Below are 14,472 nucleotides of genomic sequence, written 5' to 3' on the forward strand. Positions count from 1 at the left end.
GCACTACGAGCCGGTGCCGAGGCCACTCAATACTGTGCGGGCCCGCTTTTCCGCATCCCGCCCGGCAAGGAGGTCGGGGGTGATGCCCCGGCCGTCGACGGACCGGCCGGCGGGGGTGCGGTAGTGGCCGACGGTGAGCTCGGCGACCGAGCCGTCGGCCAGACGGCTGGGCATCTGGACCGAGCCCTTGCCGAAGGTCGGGGAGCCGACGACGATCGCCCGGCCGCGGTCCTGGAGGGCACCGGCGAGCAGTTCGCCGGCGCTCATCGTGCCGCCGTCGACGAGGACGACGAGGGGGATGCGGGTGTTGCCGCCCGGCTCGGCGTACAGGGCGCGCTGGCTGCCGCGGACGTCGTAGGTGGCGACCAGGCCGCCGTCCAGGAAGGCGGAGGCCGCGGCGACGGACTCGGTGACCAGGCCGCCGGTATTGCCCCGCAGATCGAGCAGCAGGCCCGAGCGCGGTGCGGCCTGGCGCACCGCCCGGCGGACGGCTTCGCCGGTGCCCTGGGTGAACGCGGCGACCCTGATGCGGGTGGGGCCGTGGCGGCCGACGAGCCGGTCGACGGTGACGTTCTGGGTTCTCAGCAGGATGCGGTGCAGGGTCACGGTCCACCGGTGGGAGCCGTGCGCGAGGGCGAGCTCCACCGGGGTGCCGACGCCCTCGGCGGGGTGGCGGGCGACGCCGCGCAGCCAGGAGACGATCTCGGTGACCGGTCTGCCCCGGGTGGCGCGGCCGTCGACGGCGCGCAACCGGTCGCCGATGGCGATACCGGCCCGTGCGGCGGGACTGCCGGGCGCCACCCGCGACACCTGGATGCGGCCGCCGTCGGCCTGCCGTACCCACAAGCCGACGCCGACGTACGCGCCGTCCAACTGCTGCTGGAAGTCCTTGAACTCGCCGGGGGTGTAGATCGTCGACCAGCGGTCGCCGCTGCGGCTGACGACGTCGGCGGCGGCCTGGGAGCCGGATTTCCCGTCCGCCATGGCCTGGGCCGCGGCGCGTTCGACGGCCGCGCGGTCGGCGGTGCGGCTCTTGGGGGCGGCCACGGCGGCGGCCGGGCGGGGGGCCGTCGCCTCGACGGCCCCCTCGGCCCGTTCGCCCCAAGTGCCGGTCGCCACACCGGTGGCGAGGACGGTGGCGAAGATCAACGTCAGGGCCGCCCCGCGGCGAATGCGGCGGGGCCGGTCGTAGGAACACGGGCCCGACATGGCGGTGAGTCTAGGGGACAAAAAGGCGCCGTACGGTGAGTTGACCGTACGGCGCCCCTTGGTAAAGCTCACACCTTGAGGTACTTGCGCAAGGCGAAGAACGCGGCGAGGGCCGGCATCAGCAGGCCGATCAGCAGGACCAGCGGCAGCACCTGGGCCACCGAGTCCCAGCCGATGAAGTTGATCACCTGGATCTTCTGAGCCAGCCAGTTGTTGATGAGGATGGCCTTGCCGCCCACGATCAGCACACAGGCGAAGGCGGCGCCCAGCAGGCCCGCGATGGCGGCCTCCAGGATGAACGGCATCTGGATGTAGAAGCTGGACGCGCCCACCAGGCGCATGATCCCGGTTTCGCGCCGCCTGCTGAACGCCGACACCCGGACGGTGTTGACGATCAGCATCAGGGCAACGATCAGCATCAGCCCCATCACGCACAGCGCGGCGATGTTCATGCCGTTCAGGAGGTTGAACAGCGGCTCAACGGTGTCCCGTTGGTCCTGCACCTCCTGGACGCCGGGCCGCTCGGAGAACGCCGACTTGATCACGTCGTACTTCGTGGGGTCCTTGAGCTTGACCCGGAAGGACTCCGGCAGCTGGTCGGGGGTCACCAGACCGGCCACGGGCGTGTCGCCGAACTGCTCCTTGTAGTGCTTGTACGCCTGGTCGCTGGTCTCGTGCTGCACGGTCTGGACGATCGGCAGACGGTGCAGCTCGGCCAGGATGTCGTTCTTCTGCTGCTCGGTGGCCGCACCCTTGGCGCAGTTGGCACCGGTGTCGGCGTCGTTCTTGTTGCAGAAGAAGATGGAGACGTTGACCTTGTCGTACCAGTAGCCCTTCATGGTGCTGACCTGGTCGCGCATCAGCAGCGAGGCGCCGAACAGGCCCAGGGAGAGGGCTACGGAGACGATGACGGCGAAGGTCATCGTGAGGTTTCGGCGGAGACCGACGCCGATCTCCGACAGGACGAACTGGGCGCGCATGGCGTCCTTTCAGTGCTGGTAGCCGTACACGCTTAGTGCTGGTAGCCGTACACGCCCCGCGACTGGTCGCGGACGAGCCGGCCCTTTTCGAGTTCCATGACGCGCTTGCGCATCTGGTCGACGATCTGCTGGTCGTGGGTGGCCATGACCACGGTCGTACCGGTCCGGTTGATCCGGTCCAACAGCTTCATGATGCCGACCGAGGTCTGCGGGTCGAGGTTACCGGTGGGCTCGTCCGCGATGAGCAGCATCGGGCGGTTGACGAAAGCCCGCGCGATCGCGACGCGCTGCTGCTCACCACCGGAGAGTTCGCCGGGCATACGGTCCTCTTTGCCACCGAGGCCGACGAGTTCGAGCACCTCGGGGACCGTCTTGCGGATCTGTCCGCGCGGTTTGCCGATGACCTCGAGGGCGAAGGCGACATTCTGCCCCACCGTCTTGTTGGGGAGCAGCCGGAAGTCCTGGAAGACGGTGCCGACCTGGCGCCGCATCTGCGGGACCTTCCAGTTGGACAGCTTCGCGAGGTCCTTGCCCAGTACGTGCACGGCGCCATGACTGGCGCGCTCCTCCCGCAGGAGCAGCCGCAGGAAGGTGGACTTACCGGAGCCCGAGGAACCCACCAGGAAGACGAACTCGCCGCGTTCGATCTCCAGGGAGACGTCCCTGAGGGCGGGGCGGTTCTGCTTCGGGTAGGTCTTGGAGACGTTGTCGAATCGGATCACAGATGCACCACGGTCGACCTGGGTAGGGGCACGGGTTGCCGTGTTGCGGCTCCCGTCGGTGTGCGTGACCATACGCGAACCTCGCGCGGCAGCGCAGTCGCCGGAGGGGGTTGGTGCGTTTATTCACGGCATGTAGCCGGACAATCCCGTCATCCGGGCGGGCTGTCGGGGCATCCATGCGGGCAAATGGAGCACAGGCGCACGGGGCGCGCCGTTCGGCCGGGAAGCTGGCACAGTGGTAGGGGAACCAATGCGCCTTCCGGTGCGTTGGCGCAGTGAAGAGGGAGGTCGCATGACGTACGACCGATTGGTGTGCGCCAACTGCGCGGCCCCTGTGAGCGAGGGCCGCTGCCCTGTGTGCCGGGCCAGCAGGCAACGGCTTCAGCAGCAAGAGGGCATATTCGGCCAGCTCAGCCCGGTGGCGCTGGTGGCCCTGCTGATCGCTCTGGTCGCGGTCGCGGTGCTGCTCCACCAGGCCGTCTGAGCCGTCCGGCCCCGGCGGGGACGGGTTGCGCCTGCCGGCGCGCCGGCGGGACAGGGAGCCGGAGGGCACTCCCGAGGGGCGGGACCTCATCACCGTGAGTGATGATACGTGCGCGTATCGATAGCGTTGCGGAAACATGAGCCACAGAAACGCCGAGGGGCCCGGGGTGCTGCCACCCCGGGCCCTTCGTTCACTGCGTGTCAGCGTCAGGCCGCGGCCGCGCCGCCACCGTTCTTGTTGATCAGACGGGGCAGGATGCGGAAGCCCACACCGCCCGCGATCATGGTCGCCGCACCGATCAGCAGGAAGGTGGTGCCGGAGGAACCGGTCTCGGCCAGCTCCCCGCCCTTCGGCTGCTGCTTGGCCTGGCCAGGAGTGTCGGACATGCCCTCCTTGCCCTTGCCCGGCTGCTCGACGGGGCCGGAGCCCTGGTTGTCGGTGCCGGTGCCGGTGCTGTCGCCACCGGTGGTGCTACCGCCCGTGGCGCTGCCGCCGCCGGTGGTGCTGCCGCCGTTGCTGCCGCCACCGCTGGTGTGACCGCCGGTGCTGCCACCGTTGCCGCCACCGGTGCTGTGACCGCCGGTGCTGCCGCCGTTGCTGCTGCCACCGTTGCTGTGACCGCCGTCGGTGCCGCCGTTGTTGCCGCCACCGGTGCTGTGACCGCCGTCGGTGCCGCCGTTGGTGGTGGTACCGCCGTCCGTGGTACCGCCGTTGGTGGTGGTGCCACCGTCCGTGGTGCCACCGTTGGTGGTGCCGCCGTTGGTGGTGGTACCGCCGTTGGTGGTGCCACCGTCGGTGCTGTCGCCGCCGTTGTCGCCGCCGCCGATCACACCGCCGATCGTGCCACCGTTGGAGTCGCCGCCGTTGTCGCCACCGTTGTCGCCGCCGGAGGAGTCACCGCCGGTGGAGGCGCCACCGCTGCTCTCGTCGCAGAACAGGTGCAGCGGGTCAAGCGGGCTGCAGTTGTCGCCGGCGCTCTGCTTCTGGCCGACCTCGGCCGCAGAGGCGGCACCGGCGGCGGTGAGCGACGCACCCGCCGCGATCACCGCACCGGCTGCAATGCGCGCTACGCGCAGCCGCGTCTTCTTCGTCATGTACTGCTACCCCCAGTAGCTGAACTCGTCATTGGAGCACCGCTGTACGGGGCGACGAGCCGGTGGGGGTACGCGAGTCACTGGCCCGCACATAGCGGCCGGGCCCCTCATCTCCCCGTTCATACACGCGCCCCAGACATACGCATGCCGCCGCCCAGCCTTCCCAGTTCGGCCAACATCGTCAAGGTCGAATAAAGGCGCGATGCCCGAATTGCTAGGCGTTGGGCGGTACATGGACATACGACTGTGACCAAACACCCGTCACGCAAAACAACTGCCTCCCCGAAGGAGACAGTTGTTCCGGAGTCGGCGGCCTGCCGGCGGCTACTTCTCCTGCTGCTTGCGCCAGCGGATCCCGGCCTCCAGGAAGCCGTCGATGTCGCCGTCCAGCACCGCGGTGGGGTTGCCGACCTCGAACTCGGTGCGCAGGTCCTTGACCATCTGGTACGGGTGCAGGACGTACGAACGCATCTGGTTGCCCCAGGAGTTGCCGCCGTCACCCTTGAGCGCGTCCATCTTGGCCTGCTCCTCCTGGCGACGGCGCTCGAGGAGCTTGGCCTGGAGGACGTTCATGGCGGTCGCCTTGTTCTGGATCTGCGAGCGCTCGTTCTGGCAGGAGACGACGATGCCGGTGGGGATGTGCGTCAGCCGGACCGCGGAGTCGGTGGTGTTGACGCCCTGGCCGCCGGGGCCCGAGGAGCGGTAGACGTCCACGCGCAGCTCGGACTCGTCGATCTCGATGTGGTCGGTCTGCTCGACGACGGGCAGCACCTCGACACCGGCGAACGAGGTCTGGCGGCGGCCCTGGTTGTCGAACGGCGAGATCCGCACCAGGCGGTGGGTGCCCTGCTCGACGGAGAGGGTGCCGTAGGCATAGGGGACCTGGACGGCGAAGGTCGTCGACTTGATGCCGGCCTCTTCGGCGTACGAGGTCTCGTACAGCTCGGTCTTGTAGCCGTGGCGCTCGGCCCAGCGCAGATACATCCGCTGGAGCTTCTCGGCGAAGTCGGCGGCGTCCACGCCACCGGCCTCGGCGCGGATGTTGACCAGCGCCTCACGGGCGTCGTACTCGCCCGACAGCAGCGTGCGGACCTCGAGCTCGTCCACCGCCTTGCGGACGGATTCGAGCTCCGTCTCGGCCTCGCTGCGGGCGTCCTCGTCGCCCTCGGCCTCGGCGAGCTCGAAGAGCACCTCGAGGTCGTCGACCCGGCCGCGCAGCTCCTCGGCCTTGCGCAGCTGGCCCTGGAGGTAGGACAGCCGGCTGGTGATCTTCTGGGCGTTCTCCACGTCGTCCCACAGGGACGGCGCCGCGGCCTGCTCCTCGAGCACGGCGATATCGGCCCTCATCTTGTCGAGGTCCAGGACGGCCTCGATCGACCCCATGGTCGAGGAGAGGGACTTCAGCTCTTCGGATACATCGACGACTGCCACGCACCCAGCCTAACGGCTACCGCCGACAGTGTGTCCCGGCCGGGGCCGCCGGGCCCGCGCGGCGCAGCTCACGGGGCCTGTGTGCGGTGGATGCCGGGCCGGGCGTCGTCCGGGTCGCCGTCGCCGGCGGTCAGCCAGCAGCCGAGCCCGACCGCGACGAGGAGCGCGGCGCCGACCGTGCCGAGCTTGATCCGGCGGCGGCGCATCGCCTCCGCGGCGGAGCGGTGCCGGGCCGAGCCCGCCCGTCGCTCTCCGGCGGCCCTGGGCGTGCGCGCGGTGCCGTGCGCACCGCCCGCGAGTTCGTCCGGCCCGGGGACCCGCATGCTGGTGTGCGTATCCCGGTTGGAGTCCGGCTTCGCGCCCTGGACCAGGGGGATGGCGCCGCGCGGCGGGGTGTCGTCCGCCTGGACGGCGGGCGGGTAGTCGCGGGACCCGGGGGCGGCGGCGCCCTCCGGGGCGTCCTCGGGCGCGTCGCCGTCGGGCTCGTCGATGTCCAGGGGCGGGATGCCGGCCAGGGAGGGCAGCATTTCGCGCAGCCGGGCGGCGAGCTCGGGCGCGCGCAGCCGGGAGGCGGGCGCCTTGGCCAGGCACTGGAGCAGCAGCTGCCACAGCTCGTCGGGGATGCCCGGCAGCGGGGCCACGCTCTCGGTGACATGGCGCCGCAGGACGGCTCCGGGGTGGCCGCCGCCGAAGGGGGTGAAGCCGGCGAGCAGCTCGTACAGGACGGTCGCCAGGGCGTAGACGTCCACGGAGGCGCGCGGCGGGAGGCCCTCGATGATCTCGGGGGCGAGGTAGTCGGGGGTGCCGATGACCTTGGTGGCGCGGGTGTGGCGCGGCGAGTCCACCAGGCGGGCGATGCCGAAGTCGGTGAGCAGCGCGGGGTGCGCGCCACCGGGGCCGAGCGGGCCCTGCATGTCCAGCAGGACGTTCTCGGGCTTGACGTCGCGGTGCACGATGCGCGCGGAGTGCGCGGCGGCGAGCCCGTCGGCGACGTCGGCGACGATGGCGACGGCGGCCTCCGGGGCCAGCCGGCGCTCGCGCTCCAGACGGGTGCGCAGGTCCGTGCCCCGTACGAGGTCCATGACCAGCGCCAGGTCGTTGCCGTCGACGACGAGGTCGCGGACGCCGACGACATGCGGGTGCTCCAGGCTCAGCAGCGCCGTCCGCTCCTGTACGAAGCGGCCGACGAGCTCCTGGTCGGAGGCGAGGTCCTCGCGCAACAGCTTGATGGCCACGGCCCCTTCGGGACCCTCGCCCAGCCATACGGTCCCGGCACTGCCGCGCCCCAGGATCTGGTGCGCGGTGTACCGACTGCCGATCTTCCGTCCCAAAACTGCTCCGACGTGTCGGGCCCCCGAGCGTGCTGCGGGGGCTGAGGTTGGCGTCAAAGCTACGCGGGCGCCGGGGGATTCACTGCCCCCGACGGCCACAACCTTCACTTCTGTGCGCGAAATCGCCCATCAGAAGTCGACAAATCAATACGACGGCGGTCGGCCGGGCCCCGGGCGGGACCTGGCCTTCGGTCACGGCTTGCTGCTGCTGAGCCCGTCGATGAAGTGCTTCACGCTGGTGAAGATGTCCCCTATCTGGGCGAAGAAGCCCTTGGTGGTGCCGATCCACTCCTGGAGGGGGGTCAGCTCCCAGATCAGCCAGCTCGCCACGAACAGGATGATCACGACGAACAGGCAGCCCTTGAGGCAGCCCAGGCCCGGGATCTTCATCGGGTTGGCGCTGCGCTGCCGCGGCTCGCGGCGGGGCGGCGGCTCCGGCGCGGGCGGACGCTCGTAGCGCTGCGGCGGGGGCTCCTGGCGGCGCTGCGGGGCCGGGCGCTGCTGCTGGGCGTACGGCTGCTGCTGACGGTACGGGGGCTGCTGCGGCGCGGGGCGGCGCTGGGGGCGGCGGCGCAGCGGGTCCTCGTTGGGGTCCAGGTACTGCACCTGGGTCTGTTCGTTGCGGTCGCGGGCGGCGCGCAGCTGGGACTCCCAGGGATGGGGGCCCTCCGGCTCCTGGGGCGGGCCCGGCGGCATCGGGGGCATCGCACGCGTCGGGTCGGCGCCCCCCTGGCCGTAGCCCGGGCCGCCCGGCGCCCCGGTGGAGGGCAGCACGCTGGTGGCCGCCGCCGGGTCGTACGAGCCGGCGTTGGAGGGCAGGACCTGGGTGGGGTCGGCATCGCCGGTGCCGGGCGCGCCGCCGATGCCCGTCCCGGGGACCGTGGCGGGCGCCGGGTCCGGGACGAGCAGCGCGGCGACGCCGAGGGCGGCCTCGGCCTGGGCGGCGGTGGCGTGCACCCCGACACCGTCCGCGACGGTGCGCAGCGCCCGGGCGAGGTTCTCGGCGCTCGGGCGCTCCTCCGGGCGCTTGCGCAGACAGCGCTCTATCACCGTCCACAGGGGCTCGGGCACCGAACCGGGGCGGCGCGGCTCCTCGCTCAGGTGGCGGTGCAGCACCTCCAGGGCGGTCGCGCCGGCGAACGGCGGGCGGCCGGTGACCAGCTCGTACAGCAGGATGCCGGCGCCGTAGATGTCCACCGCGGAGGTCTGCGGGCGGCCCTCGGCGGACTCCGGCGCCACATAGGCGGGGGTGCCGACGAATTCTTGGGTGCGGGTCAGGCCCGGGGAGTCGGCGAGGCGGGCGATGCCGAAGTCGGTCAGCATCGGGTGCATCTCGCCGCTGCCGTCGGAGCCGGCGAGCAGGACGTTGGCGGGCTTGAGGTCCCGGTGGACGACGCCGTCGGCGTGGCTGGCCGCCAGGGCGTCGGCGATCTGCGCGGTGAGCAGGGCGGCGGCCATCGGGCTGAAGGGGCCGTTGTCGCGCAGATAGCGGTGCAGGTCGGGGCCGTCGACCAGGTCCATCACCAGGGCGAGCAGATCGCCCTCCACGACCAGGTCGCGGGTGCGGACGATGTTGGGGTGGGTGAGCCGCAGCAGGACGGAGCGTTCGCGCAGGAAGCGCATCACCACGTCCGCGTCGTTCGCCAGCTCCTCCTTGAGGACCTTGATCGCGACGGTCTCGCCGGGCTCACCGGCCACGGCGGCCTCCGCGCCCGCCGCCTCCCGCTGGCGGGCACGCCAGACGGTGCCCGTGGCGCCGCGTCCCAGCGGCTCCTCGAGCAGGTACTTGCTGCCTACCGGCCGCACGTCATGCGCTCCCTGTCGTGGTGGATCTGTGGTCGAACCTGTGCCCCGTCCGCCGGATCGGAACCCCTGCGGGCGATCACGGCCCGGCTCGGGGACCTCCGACCCACTGTAGGCCGTCGGCCCGAACCCCCGGCTCCACGCCGGACGAGGCTTGTGGGGAAGACGCGCACTGCGGGCCGATGGTTGCCGCCGGCGCCCGGCCGATCGGCGCGGAGTGCGCCCCCGCGCGGCCCCGGCCGCCCCCGGCGACTGACCGCGGCGGTCGGATTCCGGCCGTTCCCTGCGCGCAAGCCGGCACTTTTTCGCCCTTAGAAGACCAATCAAGATCATCGAGCGGCGGCCGACGGGCGTGTTGTCAGTGGCAGGTGCGAGGATGCCCCCAGCACGCATTGTGGTGGGGGCGCGCGCTCTCCGTCGCGAAGCGCGCTTGGGACTTGTACGTGCCGACGCTCGGGCGCGGTGGGGGGTGAGCGGTGCCCCTGCCGGATCCCCGGCAGAAGGGACCGTTGACGGCGATGCAGATCCGGCTGACCGTCCTCGGGCCGCGCAGCGGCCACCCCGCACGGGCCTGCGACGTGCTCGTGACGGCCCCCGCCGGCACGGCCCTGGCGACCGTGGCGGGTTCCCTCGCGGCCTCCGTGGCCGGTCCCGGCGCGGAGGCGGGCAGCGGCCCCGTGGTCCTCTACGCCGGCTCCGAACGGCTCGACCCGCAGCGTGCCGCGATCGGCGAACCCCCGCTGATCGACGGTGCCGTGCTCACCCTCCAGGGCCCCGGGCCCGCCCCCGCCCACGGCCTGCCGCACGGCCCCGCCCGGCTGCGCATCGTCTCGGGCCCCGATGCCGGCGGCGTCCATCTGCTGCACGGCGGCCAGATCCGCATCGGCCGCTCCGCCGACGCCGACGTCCCCCTGGACGACCCGGACGTCTCCCGGCTGCACTGCGCGGTGACCGTCGAGCCGGACGGCGCGGTGTACGTCGCCGATCTGCGCTCCACCAACGGCACCGCGGTCGACGGCACCGAACTGGGCGAGGCGCCCGCCGCGCTGCGCCCCGGCGCCCTCCTGCGGATCGGCGAGTCCGCCCTGTGCCTCCAGCCCCCGGGCGACGCCCCGGACCCGGCGCTGCCCGCCGCCCCCGACGGCGAGGGGCATCTGCGGGTCGCCCCGGGCGTGGAGGTCCCCCCGCTCGAGCGAAGCCGAGAGTGGGGGAGAAACCGGGAGTGGGGCAGGGACGCGGCGGCGGGCGCGCGATTCGCCGGCGACGCCGCGCCCCGGGAGGCGTCCATTCCCGGCGCCCGGTCCGCCGTCCCCTTCCCCGCGTCCGTGCCCCCCGCCCGCGCACCGCACAGCGGGCCGGTCCGCCGCGACACCCCCCTGCGCGGTACGGCCCCCGAGCCCCCGCAGTCCGCCCCCGCCCACGACCGCCACGACCTCGCGCCCCCGCAGGACGGCACCCACGCCGGCCAGTACCGTCTCGCGCCCCCGGACGCCGCCCGGACGGCCCGCAAGGGCGGCCTCGGCGCCTGGGCCCGGCGGCTGGCCGGGGGGCGGTATGCCGCGGAGCGGCCGGAGGAGGCAGGGGCGGGGCCGGCGGAGACGGCCGACGGCGGGGCGGACGAGACCTACGGGCCGGACGCCGCGGCGGCGGACGGAGCGCAGGAGCGCTGGCCGGATGCCGCCGCGGTCCTCTTGACGGCGCTCGGCCCCGGCCCCCGCCTCTGGGAGCGCGGCCAGGACCACCCCGATGCGCTGACCGTACGGCTGGGCACGGCCGGCCGGGGCGGCGGCAGGATCGCCGCCCCGGTCACCGTCGAGCTGCGCCGGGCCGGCTCCCTGGGGCTGGCCGGACCGCGCGAACGGCTGGCCGGGCTGGCCCGCGCCGCCGTCGCCCAGCTGGCCGCCCTGCACGCCCCCTCCACCCTCGACATCGTGCTGATCTCCACGGACCGGGGGCGCAGCACCGAAGAGCGGGTCGCGGACTGGTCCTGGCTCGGCTGGCTGCCGCACGTCCGCCCGGCCCACGGCCAGGACTGCCGGCTGCTGCTCGCCTACGACCGGGAGCAGGCCGCCGCCCGTACGGCCGAGCTGCTGCGCCGCCTGGACGACGGCCCGCTGGGCCCCGACTGGGCCAGCGCCGAGCGCGCCGAGGTGGCCGCCGCCGCGGCCCGCCACGACGGCCCGTACACCCTGGTGATCGTGGACGGCGACCTCGGCTCGTCCGAGCTGCGGGAGAGCGCGGCCCGGCTCGCGGCGGGCGGCCCGGCGGCCGGGATCCATCTGCTGTGTTTGGCCGAGACGCCCGCCGCGTGTCCCGCCTTCCCGCTGTCCGCGACGTACGAGGCCGCCCGCCGGGCCTCGCCCGCCTTCGGCGAGTGCGGCGCGGTGGCGGTGCTCAGCGGCGATGTGGCCACGGCGCTGCGCGTCGTCCAGCCCGGCTCCGGGCCGAACGGCGCGGTCTGCGCGGTGGACGCCGTCTCCACCGCCTGGGCCGAGCGCTTCGCCCGCGCCCTGGCCCCGCTGCGCGAGGCCGACCCGGCCACCGGCACCCGCGGGCAGGTCCACCGCGCGGCCGTCCCGCTGCCCGATGCCGCGCGGCTGCTCGACGAGCTCGGGCTGGCCCGCGCCACGCCCGCCTCCCTGATGGCGCGCTGGGCCGCCGCCCTGGACACCGACCGGCCCAGCGCCCCCGCGGTGCTCGGCGCCGGCCCGCACGGCCCGCTCGCCGCGGATCTCGCCGCCGACGCCACCCACCTCCTCCTGGAAGGCGCGGCGGCCACCGGCAAGACCGAGCTGATGCGGTCCCTGGCCGCCGCCCTCGCCGCCGCGGACCGCCCCGATCTGCTGTCGCTGGTCCTGGTGGACGGCGGCGGCAGCGAGCGCGGCGAGGGGCTGCGGATGTGCACGGACCTGCCGCATGTCACGACGTATCTGGCGGCCTCGGACCCGGTCCGGATGCGGGAGTTCGCCCAGGCGCTGTCCTCGGAGCTCAAGCGGCGCGCGGAAATACTGGACGGGACGCCGTTCGCCGAATGGCGCGCCCGGCATCTGCCGGCGCCGCGGATCATCGCCCCGCGCCGCCCGGCCGAGGACGGTGACACACCGCAGGACCTCTACGCCCTCCGCAACCGCGGCCGGGACACGGAAGGCGGCGGGGCGGCGGACCTGACGGGCACCGGCACCCTGCGGCTGCGGGCGCGCGGCGAAGGGCATGCGGCGGAGGACCAGGCGGTGCCGATGCCGCGGCTGTTCGTCCTGGTCGACGACTTCGATGCGCTGGTGGCCCCCGCGCTGGGCAGCCCCGGCCGGCCGGCCGCGGGCTCGGTGGTGCGGGCGCTGGAGGCGGTGGCCCGCGACGGCGCGGCGCTGGGTGTCCATCTCGTCGCGGCCTCCGGGCATCCGGACCGTACGGCCGGGACCGCGACCGCCGAGCGGGCCCGGCTGCGCATCCGGCTGGGCGCCGCCGCCGATCCGTCCGTACCTGCGCCGCCGGGCCGCGGGCGGCTGGACCGGGCGCAGGACGGCTCCTCGACGCCGTTCCAGGCGGGCCGGGTGACCGGCCGGATACCCCGGACGTCCACGCTGCGGCCGACGGTCGTCCCGCTGGAGTGGCAGCGGATGGGCGATCCCCCGGCCCGCCGTCCCCTGCGCGAGCTGGGCAACGGTCCGACGGACCTGGCCCTGCTGGCCAGCGCCCTGGACCGGGCGGCGCAGTCCCTGGGGGCGACCGCCCCGCCGCCGCTGGTGTGAGCGGCATGCGGCGCGTGGTGCGAGTCGTATGAGGCACGCGGTGTGAGCCCCGGCGGGCGTCGGCCCGCCGGGGCCCGGACCCGTCGCCTCCTCCCCCGACCTCCGTAACAGCCCCATCACAAAAGGGCAGTTGAGGCCGAATGCGGTATTGCGGCACCGGGGATCTCGGCGTAGACCTGTCGCACATCGCACGGCCGGCACCACCGCACGCACCGCAGGCCGCGCACCGCAGGCACGGCGGGCGCGGGGACAGGGCGCAGGGGATAAGGGGCTACGGGGATGCGTACACGATTCGACGGTACGGCCGGGCGGGCCGGCCGGGGCCGGGGCGCCGTGGTGGCGACGGCCGCGCTGGCGCTGGCGCTGGCGGGCTGCGGCGGCGGGGGCAAGGACGGGAACGGCGGCGAGGGCAAGGGCACCAGCACCGCGCCGACCGTGCACCTCCCCCGGCTCAAGGGGCAGAAGCTCCAGGTCACCGCGGTCTGGACGGGGCCCGAGCGGCAGAACTTCGTGAAGGTCCTGGACGAGTTCGAACGGCGCACCGGGGCCACCGTCGACTTCGTGCCGAGCGGCGATGACATGGCCGGTTTCATCGGCTCCAAGGTCGCGGGCGGCGGTCCGCCGGATGTGGCGATGCTCCAACAGGTCGGCGTGCTCAACGAGTTCGCCGAGAAGGGCTGGCTCAAGCCGCTGGGCGCCGCCGCCAGGGCGCAGCTCGCGAAGAACTACACCAAGGGCTGGCGGGACCTGGGCGCCCACAACGGGACACCGTACGGCGTGTATTTCAAGGCCAGCAACAAGTCGCTGGTCTGGTACAACGCCAAGGCGTTCGAGAATGCCGGGGTCGGCGAGCCCAAGGACTGGAAGGGCTTCCTCAAGGCCGCGCAGACGGTGTCCGAATCGGGTGTGCGGCCGGTGTCGGTGGGCGGTTCGGACGGCTGGACGCTGACCGACTGGTTCGAGAACGTCTATCTCTCACAGGCGGGTCCCGAGAAGTACGACCAGCTGGCGCGCCATCAGATCAAGTGGACCGACCCCTCGGTCAAGCAGGCGCTGACGACGCTGGGGCAGCTCTTCGGCCGCAAGGACCTGCTGGCGGGCGGCACTTCGGGTGCGCTCCAGACCGATTTCCCGACATCGGTGACGCAGACCTTCAGCGGCGGCGACGCCCCGAAGGCCGCGATGGTCTCCTCGGCCGACTTCGCCGCGGCGAATATCGCGGAGACCAAGGCCAGGATCGGCACCGACGCCAAGGTCTTCCCGTTCCCGGCGGTGGGCGCCCGGTCCCCGGTGGTGACCGGCGGGGATGTGGCGGTGGCCCTGAAGGACAACAAGGCCGCCCAGGCGTTGCTGACGTTCCTGGCATCGACGGATGCGGCCAAGATCTGGGCGCAGGCGGGCGGGTTCATCTCGCCCAACAAGGAGCTGGACCAGGCGGCTTACGCGGACGGCGTGATGCGCAAGATCGCCAAGGCGCTGATCGCGGCCGGTGACGACTTCCGCTTCGACATGTCCGACCAGGCGCCGGCCTCCTTCGGCGGCAAGCCGGGCCAGGGCGAGTGGAAGGACCTCCAGGACTTCCTGAAGAACCCCAAGGACATCGCGGGGACGCAGGCGCAGCTGGAGAAGGACGCCGCGACATCGTTCCGGCGCCACGGCGGTAACTGAC

Annotated in this window: 10 protein-coding genes; 3 read left to right on the forward strand and 7 right to left on the reverse strand. The window is 73.2% G+C overall.

Annotated features, from left to right (window positions below):
- Nucleotides 1-3: 3 nt before the first annotated feature.
- The 3 genes from B1H19_RS16420 to ftsE all read right to left on the reverse strand — a co-directional run bounded on the left by B1H19_RS16420 (nucleotide 4) and on the right by ftsE (nucleotide 2,911).
- Complete coding sequence (locus B1H19_RS16420; RefSeq protein WP_083105444.1) at nucleotides 4-1,209, reverse strand: S41 family peptidase; 1,206 nt, start codon at nucleotides 1,207-1,209, stop codon at nucleotides 4-6.
- 68 nt (nucleotides 1,210-1,277) lie between these two features.
- Nucleotides 1,278-2,189, reverse strand: a complete 912-nt coding sequence (ftsX, locus tag B1H19_RS16425; RefSeq protein ID WP_083105445.1) for a permease-like cell division protein FtsX — start codon at nucleotides 2,187-2,189, stop codon at nucleotides 1,278-1,280.
- Nucleotides 2,190-2,221: 32 nt separating this feature from the next.
- A complete protein-coding gene (gene ftsE, locus B1H19_RS16430; RefSeq protein ID WP_030069385.1) occupies nucleotides 2,222-2,911 on the reverse strand; it encodes a cell division ATP-binding protein FtsE in 690 nt (229 codons plus the stop codon).
- A gap of 292 nt (nucleotides 2,912-3,203) precedes the next feature.
- On the opposite strand from ftsE, the gene B1H19_RS16435 reads away from it, so the two are divergent.
- On the forward strand, nucleotides 3,204-3,395 hold the full coding sequence (locus B1H19_RS16435; protein ID WP_083105446.1) for a hypothetical protein: 192 nt from the start codon (nucleotides 3,204-3,206) through the stop codon (nucleotides 3,393-3,395).
- Nucleotides 3,396-3,601: 206 nt separating this feature from the next.
- Here B1H19_RS16435 and B1H19_RS16440 read toward each other — a convergent pair whose 3' ends face one another.
- From B1H19_RS16440 to B1H19_RS16455, 4 genes are all read right to left on the reverse strand, one after another.
- A complete protein-coding gene (locus B1H19_RS16440; RefSeq protein ID WP_083105447.1) occupies nucleotides 3,602-4,489 on the reverse strand; it encodes an LPXTG cell wall anchor domain-containing protein in 888 nt (295 codons plus the stop codon).
- 324 nt (nucleotides 4,490-4,813) lie between these two features.
- A complete protein-coding gene (gene prfB / locus B1H19_RS16445; RefSeq protein ID WP_083105448.1) occupies nucleotides 4,814-5,920 on the reverse strand; it encodes a peptide chain release factor 2 in 1,107 nt (368 codons plus the stop codon).
- A 68-nt stretch (nucleotides 5,921-5,988) separates the two neighbouring features.
- Entirely contained in the window at nucleotides 5,989-7,251 is a 1,263-nt protein-coding gene (locus B1H19_RS16450) for a serine/threonine-protein kinase (RefSeq protein ID WP_083105449.1), read from the reverse strand.
- 192 nt (nucleotides 7,252-7,443) lie between these two features.
- A complete protein-coding gene (locus B1H19_RS16455; protein ID WP_083105450.1) occupies nucleotides 7,444-9,057 on the reverse strand; it encodes a serine/threonine-protein kinase in 1,614 nt (537 codons plus the stop codon).
- A 515-nt stretch (nucleotides 9,058-9,572) separates the two neighbouring features.
- On the opposite strand from B1H19_RS16455, the gene B1H19_RS16460 reads away from it, so the two are divergent.
- Nucleotides 9,573-12,803, forward strand: a complete 3,231-nt coding sequence (locus tag B1H19_RS16460; protein WP_083105451.1) for an FHA domain-containing protein — start codon at nucleotides 9,573-9,575, stop codon at nucleotides 12,801-12,803.
- Between the two features lie 279 nt (nucleotides 12,804-13,082).
- Entirely contained in the window at nucleotides 13,083-14,471 is a 1,389-nt protein-coding gene (locus B1H19_RS16465) for an ABC transporter substrate-binding protein (protein WP_203237169.1), read from the forward strand.
- Nucleotide 14,472: the final 1 nt, after the last annotated feature.

The sequence above is a fragment of the Streptomyces gilvosporeus genome, from assembly GCF_002082195.1.
Taxonomy (GTDB): domain Bacteria; phylum Actinomycetota; class Actinomycetes; order Streptomycetales; family Streptomycetaceae; genus Streptomyces; species Streptomyces gilvosporeus.

Bases quoted from the DNA above. Each gene is read 5' to 3' on its own strand.
- B1H19_RS16440 (WP_083105447.1), bottom strand. From the start codon at position 4,489: ATGACGAAGAAGACGCGGCTGCGCGTAGCGCGCATTGCAGCCGGTGCG.
- B1H19_RS16460 (WP_083105451.1), top strand. From the start codon at position 9,573: ATGCAGATCCGGCTGACCGTCCTCGGGCCGCGCAGCGGCCACCCCGCA.
- B1H19_RS16465 (WP_203237169.1), top strand. From the start codon at position 13,083: ATGCGTACACGATTCGACGGTACGGCCGGGCGGGCCGGCCGGGGCCGG.
- B1H19_RS16420 (WP_083105444.1), bottom strand. From the start codon at position 1,209: ATGTCGGGCCCGTGTTCCTACGACCGGCCCCGCCGCATTCGCCGCGGG.
- B1H19_RS16435 (WP_083105446.1), top strand. From the start codon at position 3,204: ATGACGTACGACCGATTGGTGTGCGCCAACTGCGCGGCCCCTGTGAGC.
- ftsX (WP_083105445.1), bottom strand. From the start codon at position 2,189: ATGCGCGCCCAGTTCGTCCTGTCGGAGATCGGCGTCGGTCTCCGCCGA.